20 protein-coding genes are annotated in these 15,767 nt (G+C 70.1%); 12 read left to right on the top strand and 8 right to left on the bottom strand.

Annotated elements, in window-relative coordinates; translation table 11 throughout:
• Positions 1-51: 51 nt before the first annotated feature.
• Positions 52-462 carry an aspartate 1-decarboxylase gene (panD, locus tag QN357_RS11850; RefSeq protein WP_322136592.1) on the top strand — a complete coding sequence of 137 codons (411 nt, stop codon included), beginning with the start codon at positions 52-54 and terminating at the stop codon, positions 460-462.
• On the opposite strand, the gene QN357_RS11845 is transcribed toward panD, so the two are convergent.
• A complete protein-coding gene (locus QN357_RS11845) occupies positions 415-951 on the bottom strand; it encodes a pyridoxamine 5'-phosphate oxidase family protein (protein ID WP_322140607.1) in 537 nt (178 codons plus the stop codon). The two genes, panD and QN357_RS11845, sit on opposite strands and share 48 nt — an antisense overlap.
• A 153-nt stretch (positions 952-1,104) precedes the next feature.
• Here QN357_RS11845 and QN357_RS11840 point away from each other — a divergent pair, with 153 nt between their 5' ends.
• Positions 1,105-1,902, top strand: coding sequence for a transglutaminase family protein (locus QN357_RS11840; RefSeq protein ID WP_322136590.1), 798 nt, complete (start codon positions 1,105-1,107; stop codon positions 1,900-1,902).
• A gap of 205 nt (positions 1,903-2,107) precedes the next feature.
• Here QN357_RS11840 and QN357_RS11835 read toward each other — a convergent pair whose 3' ends face one another.
• The 3 genes from QN357_RS11835 to QN357_RS11825 form a co-directional block, all read right to left on the bottom strand.
• Complete coding sequence (locus QN357_RS11835) at positions 2,108-2,515, bottom strand: potassium channel family protein (RefSeq protein ID WP_323504929.1); 408 nt, start codon at positions 2,513-2,515, stop codon at positions 2,108-2,110.
• A gap of 169 nt (positions 2,516-2,684) precedes the next feature.
• A complete protein-coding gene (locus tag QN357_RS11830; RefSeq protein ID WP_322136588.1) occupies positions 2,685-3,359 on the bottom strand; it encodes a response regulator transcription factor in 675 nt (224 codons plus the stop codon).
• On the bottom strand, positions 3,356-4,615 hold the full coding sequence (locus QN357_RS11825; RefSeq protein WP_323504928.1) for a sensor histidine kinase: 1,260 nt from the start codon (positions 4,613-4,615) through the stop codon (positions 3,356-3,358). Before QN357_RS11825 ends, QN357_RS11830 begins: the two co-directional genes overlap by 4 nt.
• 203 nt (positions 4,616-4,818) lie before the next feature.
• Between QN357_RS11825 and QN357_RS11820 the strand changes: the two genes are divergently transcribed.
• Together QN357_RS11820 and QN357_RS11815 are read left to right on the top strand one after the other, a co-directional pair.
• Complete coding sequence (locus tag QN357_RS11820) at positions 4,819-5,517, top strand: ABC transporter ATP-binding protein (RefSeq protein ID WP_322136585.1); 699 nt, start codon at positions 4,819-4,821, stop codon at positions 5,515-5,517.
• The gene (locus tag QN357_RS11815; RefSeq protein ID WP_322136584.1) at positions 5,514-6,806 is read left to right on the top strand and encodes an ABC transporter permease; all 1,293 of its coding nucleotides are present in this window, start codon (positions 5,514-5,516) and stop codon (positions 6,804-6,806) included. The genes QN357_RS11820 and QN357_RS11815 overlap by 4 nt, the downstream gene beginning before the upstream one ends.
• 11 nt (positions 6,807-6,817) lie before the next feature.
• On the opposite strand, the gene QN357_RS11810 is transcribed toward QN357_RS11815, so the two are convergent.
• Positions 6,818-7,534, bottom strand: a complete 717-nt coding sequence (locus QN357_RS11810) for a TetR/AcrR family transcriptional regulator (protein WP_322136583.1) — start codon at positions 7,532-7,534, stop codon at positions 6,818-6,820.
• 69 nt (positions 7,535-7,603) lie between these two features.
• Here QN357_RS11810 and QN357_RS11805 point away from each other — a divergent pair, with 69 nt between their 5' ends.
• The 4 genes from QN357_RS11805 to QN357_RS11790 all read left to right on the top strand — a co-directional run bounded on the left by QN357_RS11805 (position 7,604) and on the right by QN357_RS11790 (position 10,669).
• Complete coding sequence (locus tag QN357_RS11805) at positions 7,604-8,620, top strand: ATP-binding cassette domain-containing protein (protein ID WP_322137363.1); 1,017 nt, start codon at positions 7,604-7,606, stop codon at positions 8,618-8,620.
• The gene (locus QN357_RS11800) at positions 8,617-9,447 is read left to right on the top strand and encodes an ABC transporter permease (RefSeq protein WP_322136582.1); all 831 of its coding nucleotides are present in this window, start codon (positions 8,617-8,619) and stop codon (positions 9,445-9,447) included. The genes QN357_RS11805 and QN357_RS11800 overlap by 4 nt, the downstream gene beginning before the upstream one ends.
• A gap of 81 nt (positions 9,448-9,528) precedes the next feature.
• Positions 9,529-9,972, top strand: coding sequence for a VOC family protein (locus QN357_RS11795; RefSeq protein ID WP_322136581.1), 444 nt, complete (start codon positions 9,529-9,531; stop codon positions 9,970-9,972).
• Entirely contained in the window at positions 9,965-10,669 is a 705-nt protein-coding gene (locus QN357_RS11790) for a GyrI-like domain-containing protein (protein ID WP_322136580.1), read from the top strand. Before QN357_RS11795 ends, QN357_RS11790 begins: the two co-directional genes overlap by 8 nt.
• 208 nt (positions 10,670-10,877) lie before the next feature.
• Here the strand turns inward: QN357_RS11790 and QN357_RS11785 are convergent, their stop codons facing one another.
• Entirely contained in the window at positions 10,878-11,669 is a 792-nt protein-coding gene (locus QN357_RS11785) for a LysR family substrate-binding domain-containing protein (protein WP_322140609.1), read from the bottom strand.
• Positions 11,670-11,755: 86 nt separating this feature from the next.
• On the opposite strand from QN357_RS11785, the gene QN357_RS11780 reads away from it, so the two are divergent.
• Positions 11,756-12,196: a DUF5997 family protein gene (locus QN357_RS11780; RefSeq protein WP_134558379.1), complete on the top strand. Its 441-nt coding sequence runs from the start codon at positions 11,756-11,758 to the stop codon at positions 12,194-12,196.
• Positions 12,197-12,311: 115 nt separating this feature from the next.
• On the opposite strand, the gene QN357_RS11775 is transcribed toward QN357_RS11780, so the two are convergent.
• Positions 12,312-13,025, bottom strand: coding sequence for an alpha/beta hydrolase (locus QN357_RS11775; protein WP_322189273.1), 714 nt, complete (start codon positions 13,023-13,025; stop codon positions 12,312-12,314).
• 193 nt (positions 13,026-13,218) lie between these two features.
• On the opposite strand from QN357_RS11775, the gene QN357_RS11770 reads away from it, so the two are divergent.
• Entirely contained in the window at positions 13,219-13,806 is a 588-nt protein-coding gene (locus QN357_RS11770) for an NUDIX hydrolase family protein (RefSeq protein ID WP_134446366.1), read from the top strand.
• A gap of 54 nt (positions 13,807-13,860) precedes the next feature.
• Here the strand turns inward: QN357_RS11770 and QN357_RS11765 are convergent, their stop codons facing one another.
• Positions 13,861-14,373, bottom strand: coding sequence for a hypothetical protein (locus QN357_RS11765; protein ID WP_322136577.1), 513 nt, complete (start codon positions 14,371-14,373; stop codon positions 13,861-13,863).
• A 153-nt stretch (positions 14,374-14,526) separates the two neighbouring features.
• Here QN357_RS11765 and QN357_RS11760 point away from each other — a divergent pair, with 153 nt between their 5' ends.
• Positions 14,527-15,222 carry a response regulator transcription factor gene (locus tag QN357_RS11760; RefSeq protein ID WP_322136576.1) on the top strand — a complete coding sequence of 232 codons (696 nt, stop codon included), beginning with the start codon at positions 14,527-14,529 and terminating at the stop codon, positions 15,220-15,222.
• Positions 15,223-15,225: 3 nt separating this feature from the next.
• Positions 15,226-15,723, top strand: coding sequence for a hypothetical protein (locus tag QN357_RS11755; protein WP_323504927.1), 498 nt, complete (start codon positions 15,226-15,228; stop codon positions 15,721-15,723).
• Positions 15,724-15,767 lie beyond the last annotated feature (44 nt).

The raw sequence follows: 15,767 nt of genomic DNA, 5'->3' as shown, positions 1-15,767 counted from the left end.
CCCCCCCCTGGGCGCGGCTTCGGGGCGGCCGCCGGAAGGCCCAGTTCCACCATGCAGCGCACGATGTTCAAGTCCAAGATCCACCGCGCCACCGTGACGCAGTCCGACCTGCACTACGTCGGTTCGCTGACGGTCGACGAGGACCTGATGGAGGCAGGCGACCTGCTCGCCGGTGAGCGCGTCAGCATCGTCGACGTGAACAACGGCAGCCGCTTCGAGACCTACCTCATCGCCGGCAAACGCGGCAGCGGGGTCATCGGCCTGAACGGCGCCGCGGCCCGCCTCGGCATGCAGGGCGACCTCATCATCATCATCTCCTACGCGCAGATGAGCGACGAAGAGTCCCGCAGCTACGTGCCCGTCGTCGTGCACGTCGACGCGGACAACCGCATTGTCGCGGTCGACTCGGACCCCTCAGGTGTACATGTCGCTGGACTCAGCCGCCCGCCGCTCACGGCCTGACGTCGAGCGTTCCTCGAATCGGCCGGTCTTCTCGGTCAGCCGGATCCGGTAGATCACCGGGGCCTGACCGGATGCCGCCACCCGGCCCGCCGAGGGCGGCACCGGCTCCGACGCGGTCGTCCTGATCCCGTGGAACGTGCCGTCGGGACCGGAGACCGGCTGCGCCGTCGTCGAGGTCACGTACGGTGCGAGCCGGGCGAGGAGCTTGCGCAGGCCGTCGTCGGCATCCGCGTCATGGAGCTCCTCGAACTCGCCCCAGGCGACGACCGTGCGCCAGTTCGCGAGGTCGTCGAGCTGCTCGACCTCGAAGCAGACGTCGGGGTTGGCCCGCATCATGTCGACCTTGGTGCCGGCGGCACTGTGGGCGTACACGGTGCCATCATCATAGGCGTACGTGATCGGCACGATATAGGTGCGGCCGTCGCTGTGGCAGCCGATCCGGCCGACCACACTGGTCTGCAGGACTGCGTCGATTTCACGATTGTTCAATTCCCCGAGCATGTCCCCAGCATGGACCCGCCTGGCGAGGTGCACCAGCCCGGACCGCGCCGCACGGCGTGTCCTCTCCGGGTCTGCGGCATCGATGCGACGCGCTGGCGAGGGCGGTACCGCGACGCGCCGGGCGCATGCCATCATCGTGGGATGGAACGTAACGCATCCGCTCGCCTCGCTCTCGACGTGCGCGCGCCCGCCCGTTTGATCCTCTCGATCGGCGTCGCCGACGACCCGGCCGTCTCGGTCGTTGAGACCTTCACTGCGGTGCAGGACGGCGCGCCGCTCGAGTCTCGGATCGTGTTCGACCAGCACGGCACCCGGCTGCACGTCGTCGAGGCGGAGGCCGGTTCGGTCGATATCGACTACTCCGTGACCGCGACCGGGCAGACGAGCGACGCCGGCTACTCGGAGATCGACCTCGTGCGTTACCTGCGCCCGAGCCGGTACTGCGAATCCGACCGGCTCTGGGGCACGGCCGCTGCCGAATTCGCCGGGCTCTCCGGCACCGTGCTCATGAACGCGGTGGCCGACTGGGTGGGCGGGAAGCTGCGCTACGAACCGGGGTCGAGCCTGCCGACCGACGGCGCCGTGCGCACCCTGATCGACCGGCAGGGCGTTTGCCGGGACTTCGCCCACCTCGTCGTCGCGCTGCTGCGCGCGCGGGACGTGCCGGCCCGGGTCGTCTCGGTCTACGCGCCCGGGCTCTCGCCGATGGACTTCCACGCGGTCGCCGAGGTCTTCGTCGACGACGCCTGGCACGTCGTGGACGCCACCGGACTCGCCCCACGGCAGACGCTCCTGCGCATCGCGACCGGCCGTGACGCCGCGGACACCGCCTTCCTGACCACGGTCGGCGGCGCGGTATTCCTCCGCGACCTGACCGTGACCGCGACCGTGGACACCCTGCCGCGCGACGACCGGTACTCCCTGGTGCGCCTGCACTGAGCGGATGCCCCCACACGCATCCGCGGCCGCGCCGGTTTTCGCAGGCCGCGCCCAGATGTATCCGCCGCCGCGCCGGTTCCGGCAGCCCGCGCCCAGATGTATCCGCCGCCGCGCCGGTTCCGGCAGCCCGCGCCCGCCGTTTCTGTAGCGGGCTGCGGATTCGGTAGCGGCGGCGGGGCGCGGGGACCTCAATCGGCGCGCCGCATCACTTGTCGGCGCCCTGGTCGCGGGTGAGATCGGCGACGCGGTCGACGACCCACGAAGCAACGGTCGCCGTGACGGCCCCGATGAGGGCGATCCCGCCGAGCATGATGGCGACCGTGACCAGCCGGCCTTCGATCGTCACGGGGGTGAAGTCGCCGTAGCCGACCGTCGCGATCGTGACGAAGGTCCACCAGAGCGCGTTGCCGAACGAGGCGATGTTCGCGCCGGGAGCGTGCCGCTCGGCGTCGAGCACTGAAAGGGAGGCCAGGAACACGAGAAGGACGGTCGCGGGCGTGACGTAGATGCCGACGCGGGACCGCATCGCTGTCCCCGGCGAGCGAGGGAAGGCGGAGAGGCCGGTCACGAGGCGGAGCAGGCGCAACGAACGCAGCACCGGCAGCACGAGCACGAGCAGGTCCCGAACCGATGCCCGAACAATGGCGGAACCAATTCGACGGAGTATTTGGATTTCTGAGACGTGGGCGGTATTCATCAACCGGTTCAGAACCGAAAATCTCCGTCGAATTGGTTCGGGGCCGGTGTCGGGGTGGCGGATGCCGCGGCGCGCGCGACCGGGGTCAGCTGCCGGTGCCCGGCACGAGGAGTCCGCTCTCGTAAGCGATGACGACGAGCTGCGCGCGGTCGTGGGCGTAGAGCTTGGCCATGGTCCGGTTGATGTGGGTCTTCGCGGTCAGCGGCGAGATGAACAGGCGGGCCGCGATCTCCTCGTTCGACTGCCCGCGCGCGACGAGCGTGAGGACCTCCCGCTCCCGATCGGTCAGGTGCGCGAGGCTCGGCGGCACCACGGCTGCGCGCCCGGGCCCGGCCGGCAGCACGTAGCGGCGGATCAGGCTCTGCGTCGCCGTGGGGGAGAGCAGCGCGTCGCCCTGGTGGATCGTGCGGATCGCCCGCATCAGGTCGGCGGCCTCCGTGCCCTTGCCGACGAAGCCGCCGGCCCCTGCCCGAAGGGCCTGCACGACGTATTCGTCCTCTTCGAAGGTCGTCAGGATCAAGATGCGCACGGTCGAGAGCCCCGGATCCGCGCAGATCGCACGGGTCGCTTCGATGCCGTCGAGTACTGGCATGCGGATGTCCATCAGCACGACATCGGGCAGCAGAAGCCGGGACTGTGCGAGCGCTTCGGCCCCGTCAGCGGCTTCGCCGACGACCTCGAGGTCGGGCTCGTGCCTGACCAGTTCGCGCACGGCCGTGCGGATCAGGGTCTGGTCGTCCGCGATCAGGACCCTGATCACGAGGTCGCTCCTGCTGCAGGGTCCGGAACCGAGGTCGGGGCCGAGATGCGAGCAGGGGCCGGCGGCCCGGTGTTCGGGATGTCGGCGGAGGGATCCGCCCCGGCGCTCGATATCGGCAGGCTCACGGCGAGGCGGAAGGTGTCCGGGGGACGCACGCCGAACTCGACCGTGCCGCCGATGGTGCCCGCGCGTTCGGCGACGCCGACGAGGCCGTGGCCGGCCGGGGCATCCGCTGCGGGGTGGAGCACGTGGAACGCGACCGGATTCTCGACCTCGATGTCGACGCTGCCGCTGCCGTAGCTGATGCGGAGCTCTGCGGTGTGGCCAGCGCCGTGCTTGTGCGCATTGGTGAGCGCCTCCTGCACGATCCGGTAGGCGATGGTGTCGACGGGGGCCGACAGCCGGGTGCCCGCGCCGCGCGCACTCACCGTCACGGCGAGGCCGTCGCGGGCGAAGTCGGCCAGGAGCGCGTCGACGCGGCCGAGGCCGATCTCGGCGGCCGGGGGGCGGGGGCGGCCGGCAGAGTCGTCCCTGAGCACGGCGAGCAGGGTGCCGATCTCGCGCAGCACGGCCTGGCGGATCGTCGTGAGCGAGTCCTGCGCATCGGCCGGGCGGTCGGGGAGGGCCTGGGCGGCGACCCCGGCGTGCAGGTTGATCACGGCCATCTGGTGGGCGACGGCGTCGTGCAGCTCGCGGGCGATGCGCAGGCGGTCCTCGGCGACCCGGCGCAGCGCCTCGGACTCGCGGGTCTCCTCCGCGTTCCTGGCGCGTTCGGTGATCGCCATGATGTATGCGCGGCGCGACCGCATCGCGTCCCCCGCAGCACCGGCGAAGGCGATGACCGCCGCATACTGCACCACGCGGGCGTCGAGCAGTTCGGCCGTTGTGACGGCGAGGCTCGTGCCGACGAGCGTGGCCGCGGCGATCGCCGTGGCGATGAGCGTCGTGCGCCGGTCGGTGCGGATGGCGACGTTCCAGACCGCGATCGCCGTCGCGAGGGAGAACGCCGGATTGAGCACGCCGAGGGCGCCGGCGAGCACGAACAGGGCGACGCACGCCGCGAGTGCCGGCAGCGGCCAGCGGCGGCGCGGCAGCAGCACGATGACCGCTGCGAGGGCGATCAGCACGCCGGTGGGGCTCGACGCGACTCTGGCGTACTGGCCGGCCGGCACGAACGCGCTTCCCAGAACGGCGAGGCTGACCAGCACGTCGGCGGCCCAGCGCGGCACGTGCGCATGGCTGTACATCGAGGTCATCTTTCAAGGATGCCCCCTGCACCGGGCTGCGGCATCCTCCCGTGGGAGGAGGGGTCGTACCGCGCCCGCGGTACGGCAGGTTGCTGCCGCAGGAGGATGCCCCGCGCGACGGATGCCGCGACGCTGGGACAGTGCCGACTCGCGGCATCCGCCACGCCCGGCCCGGCGCACCCAGAGCGCCACAGCACACGGAGGAAAACACGATGTCCCACCCCATCCTCGCCGCCTACGACCTGAAGAAGTCGTATGGTCGCGGCCAGAACCGATTCGACGCGTTGAAGGGGGTCACCCTGGAGATCTTCGCCGGCGAATCGGTCGCCATCGTCGGGAAGAGCGGCTCGGGCAAGTCCACCCTGATGCACTTGCTCGCCCTGCTCGACAAGCCGAGCACCGGCACCGTGCAGCTCGGCGGCAGCGACACCTCGACCCTGAGGGGCAAGCGCCTCAACGAGACGCGCAACAAGACCTTCGGGTTCGTCTTCCAGCAGTTCTTCCTCACGCCGGGGGCGTCCGTGCTCGAGAACGTCGTGTTGCCGCTCAAGATCGCCGGGGTCGGTTCCCGAGGTCGCAAGCTGCGCGGCCACGCGGCGCTCGAACGCCTCGAGCTCGACGACAAGGCGAGGAGCAAGGCCAACGCACTCTCCGGCGGCCAGAAGCAGCGAGCGGTGATCGCACGCGCCCTGGTCAACGATCCGCGGATCATCTTCGCCGACGAACCCACCGGCAACCTCGACAGTGCCACCGGCACGATCGTCGAGGACATCCTTTTCGGGCTCAACCGCGACCAGGGCATCACGCTGATCATCGTGACCCACGACGAGGACCTCGCCGCCCGCTGCGACCGACGGATCTACATTCGCGACGGCCTCGTCGTCGCCGAGGAAGCCCGGGTCGCAGCATGAGGGCCATCGACGTCGTCGGCTCGGCCATCGGCAACAGCTTCCGCAGCCGCCTCCGCACCACCCTCACCGTGCTCGCGATCTTCATCGGCGCGTTCACGCTCACCATCACAAACGGCCTCGGCACAGGGATCAACGCCTACATCACCGACACCGTCGCATCCATCGGCGCGAACGACGTGCTCACGGTGACGAAGGTGTCGGCGGATGCGACAGCGACCGGCCCGCAGGAATACTCGGCAGACCAGATCACCAGCCGCGCCGCGGCGGGACCGGGCAGCACGACGGTCGCCGCGATCACGTCCACGGACCTCACCACGATCGCCGCCATCGACGGGGTCACCTCCGTCGAGCCGAGCCTCTCGGCCACCCCGGACTACGTGACGACGGGCAGCAGCAAGAAATACCGGCTCGGGCTCGGCAGCTTCGTCACCGGGACGACCCTGCAGCTGTCCGCGGGCGCCCAGCTCGACCCGGCATCGTCAGAGCTGCAGATCGCGCTGCCGGTGTCGTTCGTCGCACCGCTCGGGTTCGCGAGCGACGCGGATGCGATCGGCACCACCGTGCAGATCGGCATCACGTCTGCCGCGGGAACGTCGAGCGTCATCGATGCGACCGTCGTCGGGGTCTCGGAAGCGGGACTCGGAGCGACAGGGAACGCGACCGCCAATGCGGCGCTCACGACCGCGCTCTACGAAGCGCAGAGTGTCGGACGCAGCGCGACCGCGAAGGACAGCTACGCCCAGGCCGTCGTGCACTTCGACGCGAACGCCTCGGCGAGCGAGGTCACCGCGCTCCAGGCCCGCTTCACCGACGCCGGTTTCACCGCCAAGACGGTCGCCGACCAGATCGGCACCTTCAAGTCGGTGATCGATGCGATCGTGCTCGTGCTCAACGCGTTCGCCGTGATCGCCCTGCTCGCCGCGAGCTTCGGCATCGTCAACACGCTCCTGATGAGCGTGCAGGAGCGCACCCGCGAGATCGGCCTGATGAAGGCGATGGGTATGGGCGCCGGCCGGATCTTCGGCCTGTTCAGCATCGAGGCCGCGTTCATCGGCTTCCTCGGCAGCGCGATCGGCGCCGGCATCGCCATGATCGTGGGCACCGTCGTGAGCCGCGCGCTCTCAACCAGGCTGTTCGCCGACCTGCCCGGCCTCCAGCTGATCTCGTTCACTCCGGCGTCGATCATCACGATCATCCTGATCGTGATGGGCATCGCGTTCCTCGCCGGCACCCTGCCGGCCTGGCGCGCCGCGCGGCAGGACCCGATCGGGTCCCTCCGCTACGAGTAGCGCGCTCGCGGCTACAGGCCCTGCTCGACCATGGTGACGACGCGGCCGATGAGCGCCTCTGTCGCGGCGGCGGGCAGGGCGCGGAGCGGGCCGTCGAGCAGGAGCGAGGCGAGGCCGTGCACCGCAGACCAGGCCAGGAACTCGGCGCCCGGTCGGCGCTCGGCGGGGAGAACCCCGGTGGTCACGAGGTCGTCGAGCGCCTCGCCGAGCAGTTGGAACGGGGTCAGCCCGCGCGCACCGGCCCGTGCAGCGCTCGTCGCGCTCTCGAGGTCGGACGAGGCTGTGAACGCGGTGCGGAAAAGCCCCGGTTCGGCCAGGGCGAAACGCAGGTAACCGGTGCCGACGGCGCGGAACCGGAGCCGGGCCGTCGCCGCGGTGAGGGCCGGGGCCGGCGCCGGAGCGGCATCCGCCTGGGCGATTGCGGGCGCGGCGGATGCCGCGGGCGGGGCTGGGAGCGCCGCCTGCCCGTCCTCGATCGCGCGGGCGACGCCGGACTGGCACTCCGAGCAGACCGCCTCGAGGAGCGCACTCCGGTCGGCGAAGTGACGGTAGGCGGCGTTCGGGGTGACCCCGGCACGGCGAGTCGCCTCGCGGAGCACGACGGCGGACGGGCCGCCGGACCGGGCGAGCTCGAGGCCGGCGTCGATCAGGGCACGCCTCAGGTCGCCGTGTCGGTAGGTCGTGCGACCATGGCCTTCGGTGGCTGAATCGGTGTTCGTGGTTGTCAAAGTGAGGCCGCCTCGTTACGCTGGATCCACAATGTGTACAACGTCCACAATACCGCGGGGATGAACACGATGACGATCATCGAGGCCACGGGCCTGACCAAGACCTACCGCTCCAAGAGCGGGCCGGTGCATGCGCTCGCCGGGCTCGACCTCTCGGTGCCGCGGGGCAGCGTCAAGGCCCTGCTCGGTCCGAACGGCGCAGGCAAGACCACCGTCGTGAAGATGCTCACGACGCTGATCCGGCCGGACTCCGGAACAGCGTTCGTCGACGGCATCGACGTCGTCGCCGACCCGAAGGCCGTGCGCCGGATCATCGGGGTGTCCGGCCAGTACTCGGCCGTCGACGAGAACCTGACCGGCTTCGAGAACCTCGAGATGGTCGGCCGGCTCTACCACCTCGGTGCGAGCGAGTCCCGGCGTCGCGCCCAGGAACTCATCGATCTCTTCGAGCTCACCGCGGCAGGCAACCGACCGGTCAAGGGGTTCTCCGGCGGCATGCGCCGGCGGATCGACCTCGCGGGCGCGCTCGTGATCAACCCCAAGGTGCTCTTCCTCGACGAGCCGACCACCGGGCTCGACCCGCGTAGTCGCATCGCGCTCTGGAACGTGATCAAGCGGCTCGTCGCCGACGGCACGACCGTGCTGCTCACGACCCAGTACCTCGAGGAGGCCGACCAGCTCGCCGACGACATCGTCGTGGTCGACGACGGCCGGGTCATCGCCGAGGGCACCTCCGATCAGCTCAAGGCGCAGATCGGCGGCCACCGCCTCGAAGTCGCGCTCGTCGACGCCGGCGCCGGCGCGAGCGAGGCGGCTCGCGGCATCCTCGCCCGCTTCGGCGACGGCGAACCGAGCGTCACGAGCGACGGCCGCGGCCTCGAGGTCGCGGTGACCGACGGCCCGCGCGCGCTGCAGCTCGTGCTCGCGGCACTCGGGGACGCCGGCATCGAGCTGCACGACGCCGGCATGCGCCGTCCGACGCTCGACGACGTGTTCCTCAAGCTCACCGGGCACAAGGCCGACAAGGCGCATGGCGCAGCGGATGACGACGCCCTCGACTCGAAGGAGGCGGTGAAGACCCGATGAGCGCGATTTCCACGACCCTGCCGAGCTGGAACCCGTTCTCGCTCTGGTACTCCGACGGCTGGACCGTCACCAAGCGCAACCTCATCAAGATCAAGCGCTCCCCGGACATGCTCGTCTTCGCCGTGATCCAGCCGGTCATGTTCGTGTTGCTCTTCAGCCAGGTCTACGGCGGGGCGATTCAGGTGCAGGGCACCGACTACACCCAGTTCCTGATGGCGGGCATCTTCGCCCAGACCGTCGTGTTCGGGTCGACGTTCTCCGGTTCTGCGATGGCGCTCGACCTCAAGGAGGGCATCATCGACCGGTTCCGCAGCCTGCCGATGAGCTCGTCCGCGGTGCTGATCGGCCGCACGAACAGCGACCTCGTGCTCAACACCATCTCGATGGTCATCATGATGGCCACCGGCCTCGCCGTCGGCTGGCGGGTGAACTCCTCGCCGGCCGAGTTCCTGGCCGGCGTCGGGCTGTTGCTCCTGTTCAGCTACGCGTTCAGCTGGCTGATGGCGCTGCTCGGAATGAGCGTGAAGAGCCCCGAGGTGATCAATAACGCCTCGTTCCTCATCCTGTTCCCGCTCACCTTCGTCTCGAACGCCTTCGTGCCGAGCGACACCCTGCCGACCCCGCTGCGGATCTTCGCGGAGTGGAACCCGGTCTCCTCGCTCGTGCAGGCGGCACGGCAGCTCTTCGGCAACGAGGGCACCGCGCCCGTGCCCGACATCTGGACCATGCAGCACCCGATCCAGACGGTGCTGATCGGCATCACCGTCATGCTCGTCGTGTTCGTGCCGCTCTGCATCCGCAAGTTCGCGTCGATCAGTTCGCGGTAACGTGACACGACCGGCGTGATCCAGCGACTCACCTGTTCCACCGACTAACCTGTTCCATCCGTTCGAGCAAGGGAGTTCGACATGACTGACTCAGAGACCGGAACGGCGACAACCGACCGGGGCATCGGCATCCTCGACGTGTTCAGCGGTTTCGCTGTCCCCGACATCGAGGCCGCCCGCGCCTTCTACGGCGGCACGCTCGGACTCGAGGTGACCGACGGCGGGATGGGACTGCTGCGCATCGAGTTGCCCGGCGGGGCGCACGTGATCGTCTATCCGAAGGCCGACCACGCGCCGGCGACGTACACGATGCTCAACCTTGCTGTCGGCAACATCGACGCCGCCGTCGACACGCTCATGGCCCGCGGGGTGGTCTTCGAACGGTACGAGGGCTCGCCCCAGGACGAGAAGGGCATCATGCGCGGGTACGGACCGACGATTGCCTGGTTCACTGACCCGGCCGGCAACATCCTCTCGGTGCTCGAAGATTCGGTGCTGGAGGAGTCGGCACAGCCCGATGAGTGACGAGGTACCGTTCACGACCGACCGGCGCACCGGTCAGTTGCGTGCGCCGCGGAACACCGCACCGCGGGTGACGGGACCGTACGACGTGAAGCGGGAGGACAAGCCCCTGTATGCGCCGACGAACCGCGACTGGGAGCTGATCGAGGTTCCCGTGCAACGGTTCATCGCGGTCGACGGACGCGGCGACCCGAACGTCGCGCCCGCATACACCGAGGCCGTCGAGGCGCTTTATGCCGTTGCGTACGCGATCAAGTTCGCGGCCAAGCGCGGCCTCGGGCGTGACCTCGTCGTCGCCCCGCTCGAAGGACTCTGGTACGCCGATGACCCGGCCGGCTATGCCGCGTTCGCGGCCGGCGACAAGGCCTCCTGGAGCTGGACGATGCTGATCAGCCAGCCCGAGTGGGTGACGGATGCCGCAATCGACGAGGCCGTGACGGCGACCAGGGCGAAGAAGAAGCTTCCGGCCCTCGCGAGCGTGCGCATCGAGTCCCTCGACGAGGGCCTCTGCGCTCAGCTGCTGCACGTCGGACCCTACGAAGACGAGGGGCCGGCACTCGCGCGGCTGCACGGGGAGTTCCTGGCCCAGCATGGTCTGCGCCCGAACGGGCTGCACCACGAGGTCTACCTCGGCGACCCGCGGCGAAGCGCCCCGGACAAGCTCAAGACCGTCCTCCGGCAGCCGGTCGCGCCCGCCTGAGCCCGACATCCGCTGCGCTGCCGAGATCGCGCGCCAGTTGCGCCGCTTCGCGCCAGCCGCGTCGGTCCGCGCGCCAGTTGCGCCGCTTCGCGCCACGCGTGCCTGGCGCGAAGCGGCGCAGTTGGCGCGCGAAGAACCAATCGCGGCGGATGCGATGGCCGCGCGCGGCATCCGCTGCCGCTGCCGCTGCCGGCGCGGGCTGCGCGGCTCAGCGGCCGGTGCGCTTGCCGAGCTTGAGGTTCGCGGTGCTGCGGGTGCGGCCGGGCGCGGACTGGGTCTTCTTGGCCACGGCGGGCTTTGCCTTCGCGGCGGCGACGCGCAACGCCTTCGCGGCGGCCTTGGCCTTGTCGGTCTTCTTCTCCTTCTTGACCTTCTCGCCGCCGGCAGGCAACGAGTCGACCCGGGAACTCGCCTTCGTGCGGCCGCGCACGATGCCGATGAATTCTTCGATGTCCTCGGTCGTCTCTGCGGCGAGCCAGGCGAGGGAGACCTGGCTCTCGGCGACGTCCTCGACGGGTCGGGAGACGAGGTCCTTGCGGCTGTGCAGCCGGGCGATCGAATGCGGCACGATCACGATGCCGACGCCCGCGGCGACGAGCTCCATGGTCTCGTCCATGTCGCGCACGGCGGCGAGCGGGCGGCGGATGCCCTCGCGCACCTCGGTCGCGACGTCGCGCCACTCGGGAACGGCGTCGGGGTCCTGCAGCAGGTGCTCGTCGGCGAGGTCGGCGACGAGGAGACTGTCCGCGTCGGCGATGAAGTGGTCCTTCGCGGCGACGACGACCGGGATTTCCCGGTAGAGCGCGATCAGGCTCAGGTCGTGTTCGTCGATCGGGAGGCGCACGATGCTGACCTGGGCGCGGCCGTCGCGGAGGACGGCAGACTGCTCGTCCGGCGTGGTGCGGAAGACCTCGAGGGGCTGGTCGGGGCGCCGTTCTGCCCAGGCGCGGGTCCACTTGGTCGGCGTGACGCCGGCGGCGAAGGCGATGGAAAAGGTCACCGGCATCCTCTCTTTTGTGGCGCGCGGGGCGGCGCACCGTTATGAACCGCCGAAGCGGTGGTGCTCTCAGGCTATACGCTGGACTGATGAGCGAGAAGAAGACCCAGACCATGAAGCCCGCAACGGCGGCCCAGAAACTCGGGATTCTGCTCGAGGCAGCCCCCGAGGAGTTCCAGAACACCCTGATCTCGCGCACCGAGCTCACCGAACTCGACACGAACCCGCCGGAGTGGCTCGCCCTGCTGCGCGCCAATGGCCCGCACCCCAAGCAGGTCGTCGCCGCGAAACTCGGCGTCTCGATCTCCGGGCTCGCGCGCGGCAAGGTCACCGAGCCGCTCACGAGCGCCGAGATCCTCGCGTTGCTGCAGCAGCCGCCGGCGTGGCTCGTCACCGAGCGCGCTACCCAGTTCGAGGTGCGTGAGGAGCAGATCCGCGTCAAGGACCGCGACGCCGAGCGCGCACGCAAGGCCGCGCACGCCGCCCGGTTTGCCGCCCAGAACGAGAAAGCCGCCGCGAAGAAGCGCTAACCCTCACGCGCTGTGCCCTAACCAATTCGACGGACTTTTTGATTTTCTAGGACGTACGAGCGTGTTTTTAGCGCTTTCCGGGCAAAAACTCCGTCGAATTGGTTAGGCGAGTGGGTCAGGCTACGTCCGCGGGCGCGTCAGCGTACTGCGTGCGTAGGAATCCGACGATGTCGGAGAGTTCGCCCTGCGAGATCGAGTGGCCCATGCCCTCGTAGATGCGCTCGGTGAGCACCGAGTGGCCGGGCAGCCAGTCCTGGGTGCGGCCGACGGCATCCGCCTGGATCACCGGGTCGGCCGTGCCTCGGCCCCAGAACACCGGAACGGGTCGCTCGGCGAGGTCGGCGTCGCCGGGCTGCGGCGCCGCGGCGACGAAACCCGAGAGCTGCACCGCGAATGCGAATCGGTCGGGCGCCTGGCGCAGAAGCTGCAGCGCCATCGCGCCGCCCTGGGAGAAGCCGAGCAGCCCGACGGATGCCGGCGGCACGACGAGCGCGTCGAGCCAGGCGAGCACGCCGTCCGCTGCCGCCTCGATAGCGGATGCGTTCGGGGCGCTCGGGTTGACCAGGCCGCCGGGCATGCCGACCGGGAACCAGGCCCAGCCGTCGCCGACCGGAAGTGGCGCCCGCAGCGCCGCGAGGACCGGCTTGAGCGGCAGGTGCGGCGCGAGCGAGAACAGGTCACCCTCGTGGGAGCCGTAGCCGTGAAGGATCAGGAGCAGCGGGCGCCCGACCCGGTCGGCTTCGGACGCCGACCAGAGCACTGCGCCGGGATCGATCGGCAGGGCGACCGGTTCCACCGGGTCTCCTGCGCCGTTTCGGGTCTCGTCCATGTCGGTCCTCCTGCCGGGCGTCGAGGCCTGGTGCGTCGACCGGTCAATACTTTCACTGCCCCGGACCTTTCACTGCCCAGGACCCGAATGCGCCTCCCGCGCTGGCGGGTCCGGCTCGCCGGCAGTGACGGGCGCGACCGCCCCCGGAAACGGGTATGGCGCATCGGCTCGCCGGTTAGGGGAGAATGAAGGCATGAGCGTGCGCACCCCTGACCCCGACCCGGACTGGACGCCTGGCCCCGAGAACATCCAGCCACCCAACCAGAACCAGGGCTGGCTGAGCGATGTCGAGCTCGCGGACATCCGCCGGCGCCTGCCGATCCTGTACATCGAGGCCGTCCCCGTGCGGGTCGACGGGCTCGGCCAGGTCGTCGAGCTCGGCGTGCTGCTGCGTGCCCGGCCGACCGGCGAGATGACGCGCACCCTGGTCTCCGGGCGCGTGCTGTACGGCGAGACCTTGCGCGATGCGCTGTTCCGGCACCTCGAGAAGGACCTCGGGCCGATGGCGTTCCCGCAGCTGCCCGCGAGCCCGGTGCCATTCTCCGTCGCAGAGTATTTCCCGCTGCCCGGCATCACCGCCTTCACGGATGAGCGCCAGCACGCCGTCTCGCTGGCCTACGTCGTGCCCGTCACCGGCACCTGCGACCCCCGCCAGGACGCCCTCGAACTCACCTGGATGACGCCGCTCGAGGCGGCATCCGAGGCTGTGTCCGCCGAGATGGAGGGCGGCCGCGGCTCCCTGCTGCGGATGGCGCTCGCTTCGGTCGGCCAGCTGCGCTGACGCGTCCGGTGGGCGAGCCGCCCGCCGCGGCCGTCGCACCCGCCACGCCCTCCGCTACGAACCGGCTGTCGGAGTGGGGGCCGGCGTGGACGTGCCAGGGGCGGTCTGCTGGTGTGCCTTCACGTCGGCGCGCACAAGGTGGCGCAGGGCGTGGCGCCACCGCTTCGGCACGTCGGCCTTGGACTTGTCGGCGGCCGCGGCCTCGATCTTCGTGAGGTACTGGCTGGCCTGCGCGCCGTATGCTCCGGCGAGGACGTCCGTGCGAATGGCGGCGATGGCCGCGGGGCGTGCGGCCGCGTCGAGCTTGAGCGCCGCGCGCAGGTCCGCGCGCAACTGGGCAACGGTCTTCACCGTCTCGTCCGCGGCGACAGCGGTGTTGGCGGATGCAGACACGGCGGTCGCGAGTGAACCGGCGACGGTGGACCCCGATACCGAGGACGCTGCAACGGTCGTGGGCATCTCGGCCGCGCTCGCCGCGCCGACCGCGAACGTGCCGCCTGCAATCAGGCCGAGGCTGAGCGTCCCCGCAGCGACAACGGTCGTGGCTCGCTTCGTGAATGCATTCATATTTTCCTGCCTTTCGCTGGACCGGGAGGGTCCCGGCGGTGAAGCCACAGTGGCAGGCGCACGCAAACGCCGTGTTCGGGAAATGTACGGAAAACGTAAGGCGAGTCCGGCATCCGCCCGCCCGGTTCGCAGCAACCGGCGCCTACTGGCTTAATGGAAGCTGTGGGCGACGACAAAGGGCTGGTGCTGGTCGTCGAAGACGACCCCGCAATCGCGGACATCGAACGCCTGTACCTCGTGCGCGCCGGTTTCACCGTGCATCTGGAGTCCGACGGCCGCGCGGGACTCGAGCAGGTTCGCCGGTTGCGGCCGGCCGCGGTGATCCTTGATGTCGGCCTGCCCGGGCTCGACGGGATCGAGGTGTGCCGGGCCATGCGCGAGGCGGGGGACTGGACACCCGTGCTCTTCGTCACTGCACGCGACGACGAGGTCGACCGGGTGCTCGGCATCGAACTGGGTGCGGACGACTACGTGACCAAGCCGTTTTCGCCGAGGGAACTCGTCGCGCGGGTGAAGGGGATCGTGCGCCGCTCCTCGGGTCTCATCGGCGACGCGGTGCTGCGGGTGGAGGATGTGACGCTCGACCCGGCGACGCGCATGGTCGCGCGCGGCGGCATCCGCGTGGACCTGACCGCGACCGAATTCGACCTGCTCGCCCAGCTGATGGCCCGGCCCGGACGGGTGTATTCGCGGGAGGAACTGCTCTCCCTGGTCTGGGGAATCGCGGACTACAGTGCGAGCAGGACGGTCGACGTGCACGTCGCCCAACTGCGGGCCAAGCTCGGCGAGGGAAATCCGATCCGCACGGTCCGCGGCGTCGGGTATTCCGTCGCCGGCCAGGAGGGCTGAGCGGTGCGGCGCTGGTTCGCGTCACTCGGCGGCAGGATCCTGCTCGTCACGGTGGGCGTGGCGTTCGTTGCGGTTCTCGTCACTGCCGTCGTGTCCCTGCAACTCGTGCAGACCCTCGTCACGACGCAGGCCCAGGCGGACCTCGGCGCACGGACGACCGCGCTGAGCGAGCGGCCGCTCTCGACCCTGCGCATCCTGCTCAAGGACGACACCCTCCTCGGCGCACGCGGCGAGCGCTTTGTGTTGGTCGGCGCCGACGGGAAGGTGCCGGAAACAGGTTCGGGCGCGCTCACGGTCACGCAGGACGTCAAGAGCCGCATCACCCAGGTACTGGATGCCGGCCGCTCGGTGTCGACGTCGGCGGAGTGCTCGCGCAGGCCGCGCTCGCCTGGCAGGGTCAATGCACCCAGCTCGGCGTCGCGCTGCGCGTCGACGGGCCGGGGGACGGTGCGGGGGACGGTGCGGGTGCGGGCGCGGTGCCGGGTGACCTCACGATCGTGACCGACGGCATGCGCCTGCGCCAGATCGTCGACGGCCTGCTCGAG

Source organism: Cryobacterium sp. RTC2.1, from assembly GCF_035018685.1.
GTDB classification, from domain to species: domain Bacteria; phylum Actinomycetota; class Actinomycetes; order Actinomycetales; family Microbacteriaceae; genus Cryobacterium; species Cryobacterium glucosi.
Note: the sequence above shows the minus strand (reverse complement) of the source record. Positions and strands in the feature narration are given on the sequence as shown.

Excerpts from the sequence above, each read along its gene's own strand:
- panD (WP_322136592.1), top strand. The coding sequence starts at position 52 with ATGCAGCGCACGATGTTCAAGTCCAAGATCCACCGCGCCACCGTGACG.
- QN357_RS11840 (WP_322136590.1), top strand. The coding sequence starts at position 1,105 with ATGGAACGTAACGCATCCGCTCGCCTCGCTCTCGACGTGCGCGCGCCC.
- QN357_RS11825 (WP_323504928.1), bottom strand. The coding sequence starts at position 4,615 with ATGACCTCGATGTACAGCCATGCGCACGTGCCGCGCTGGGCCGCCGAC.
- QN357_RS11820 (WP_322136585.1), top strand. The coding sequence starts at position 4,819 with ATGTCCCACCCCATCCTCGCCGCCTACGACCTGAAGAAGTCGTATGGT.
- QN357_RS11815 (WP_322136584.1), top strand. The coding sequence starts at position 5,514 with ATGAGGGCCATCGACGTCGTCGGCTCGGCCATCGGCAACAGCTTCCGC.
- QN357_RS11805 (WP_322137363.1), top strand. The coding sequence starts at position 7,604 with ATGACGATCATCGAGGCCACGGGCCTGACCAAGACCTACCGCTCCAAG.
- QN357_RS11800 (WP_322136582.1), top strand. The coding sequence starts at position 8,617 with ATGAGCGCGATTTCCACGACCCTGCCGAGCTGGAACCCGTTCTCGCTC.
- QN357_RS11795 (WP_322136581.1), top strand. The coding sequence starts at position 9,529 with ATGACTGACTCAGAGACCGGAACGGCGACAACCGACCGGGGCATCGGC.
- QN357_RS11790 (WP_322136580.1), top strand. The coding sequence starts at position 9,965 with ATGAGTGACGAGGTACCGTTCACGACCGACCGGCGCACCGGTCAGTTG.
- QN357_RS11780 (WP_134558379.1), top strand. The coding sequence starts at position 11,756 with ATGAGCGAGAAGAAGACCCAGACCATGAAGCCCGCAACGGCGGCCCAG.
- QN357_RS11775 (WP_322189273.1), bottom strand. The coding sequence starts at position 13,025 with ATGGACGAGACCCGAAACGGCGCAGGAGACCCGGTGGAACCGGTCGCC.
- QN357_RS11770 (WP_134446366.1), top strand. The coding sequence starts at position 13,219 with ATGAGCGTGCGCACCCCTGACCCCGACCCGGACTGGACGCCTGGCCCC.
- QN357_RS11765 (WP_322136577.1), bottom strand. The coding sequence starts at position 14,373 with ATGAATGCATTCACGAAGCGAGCCACGACCGTTGTCGCTGCGGGGACG.
- QN357_RS11760 (WP_322136576.1), top strand. The coding sequence starts at position 14,527 with ATGGAAGCTGTGGGCGACGACAAAGGGCTGGTGCTGGTCGTCGAAGAC.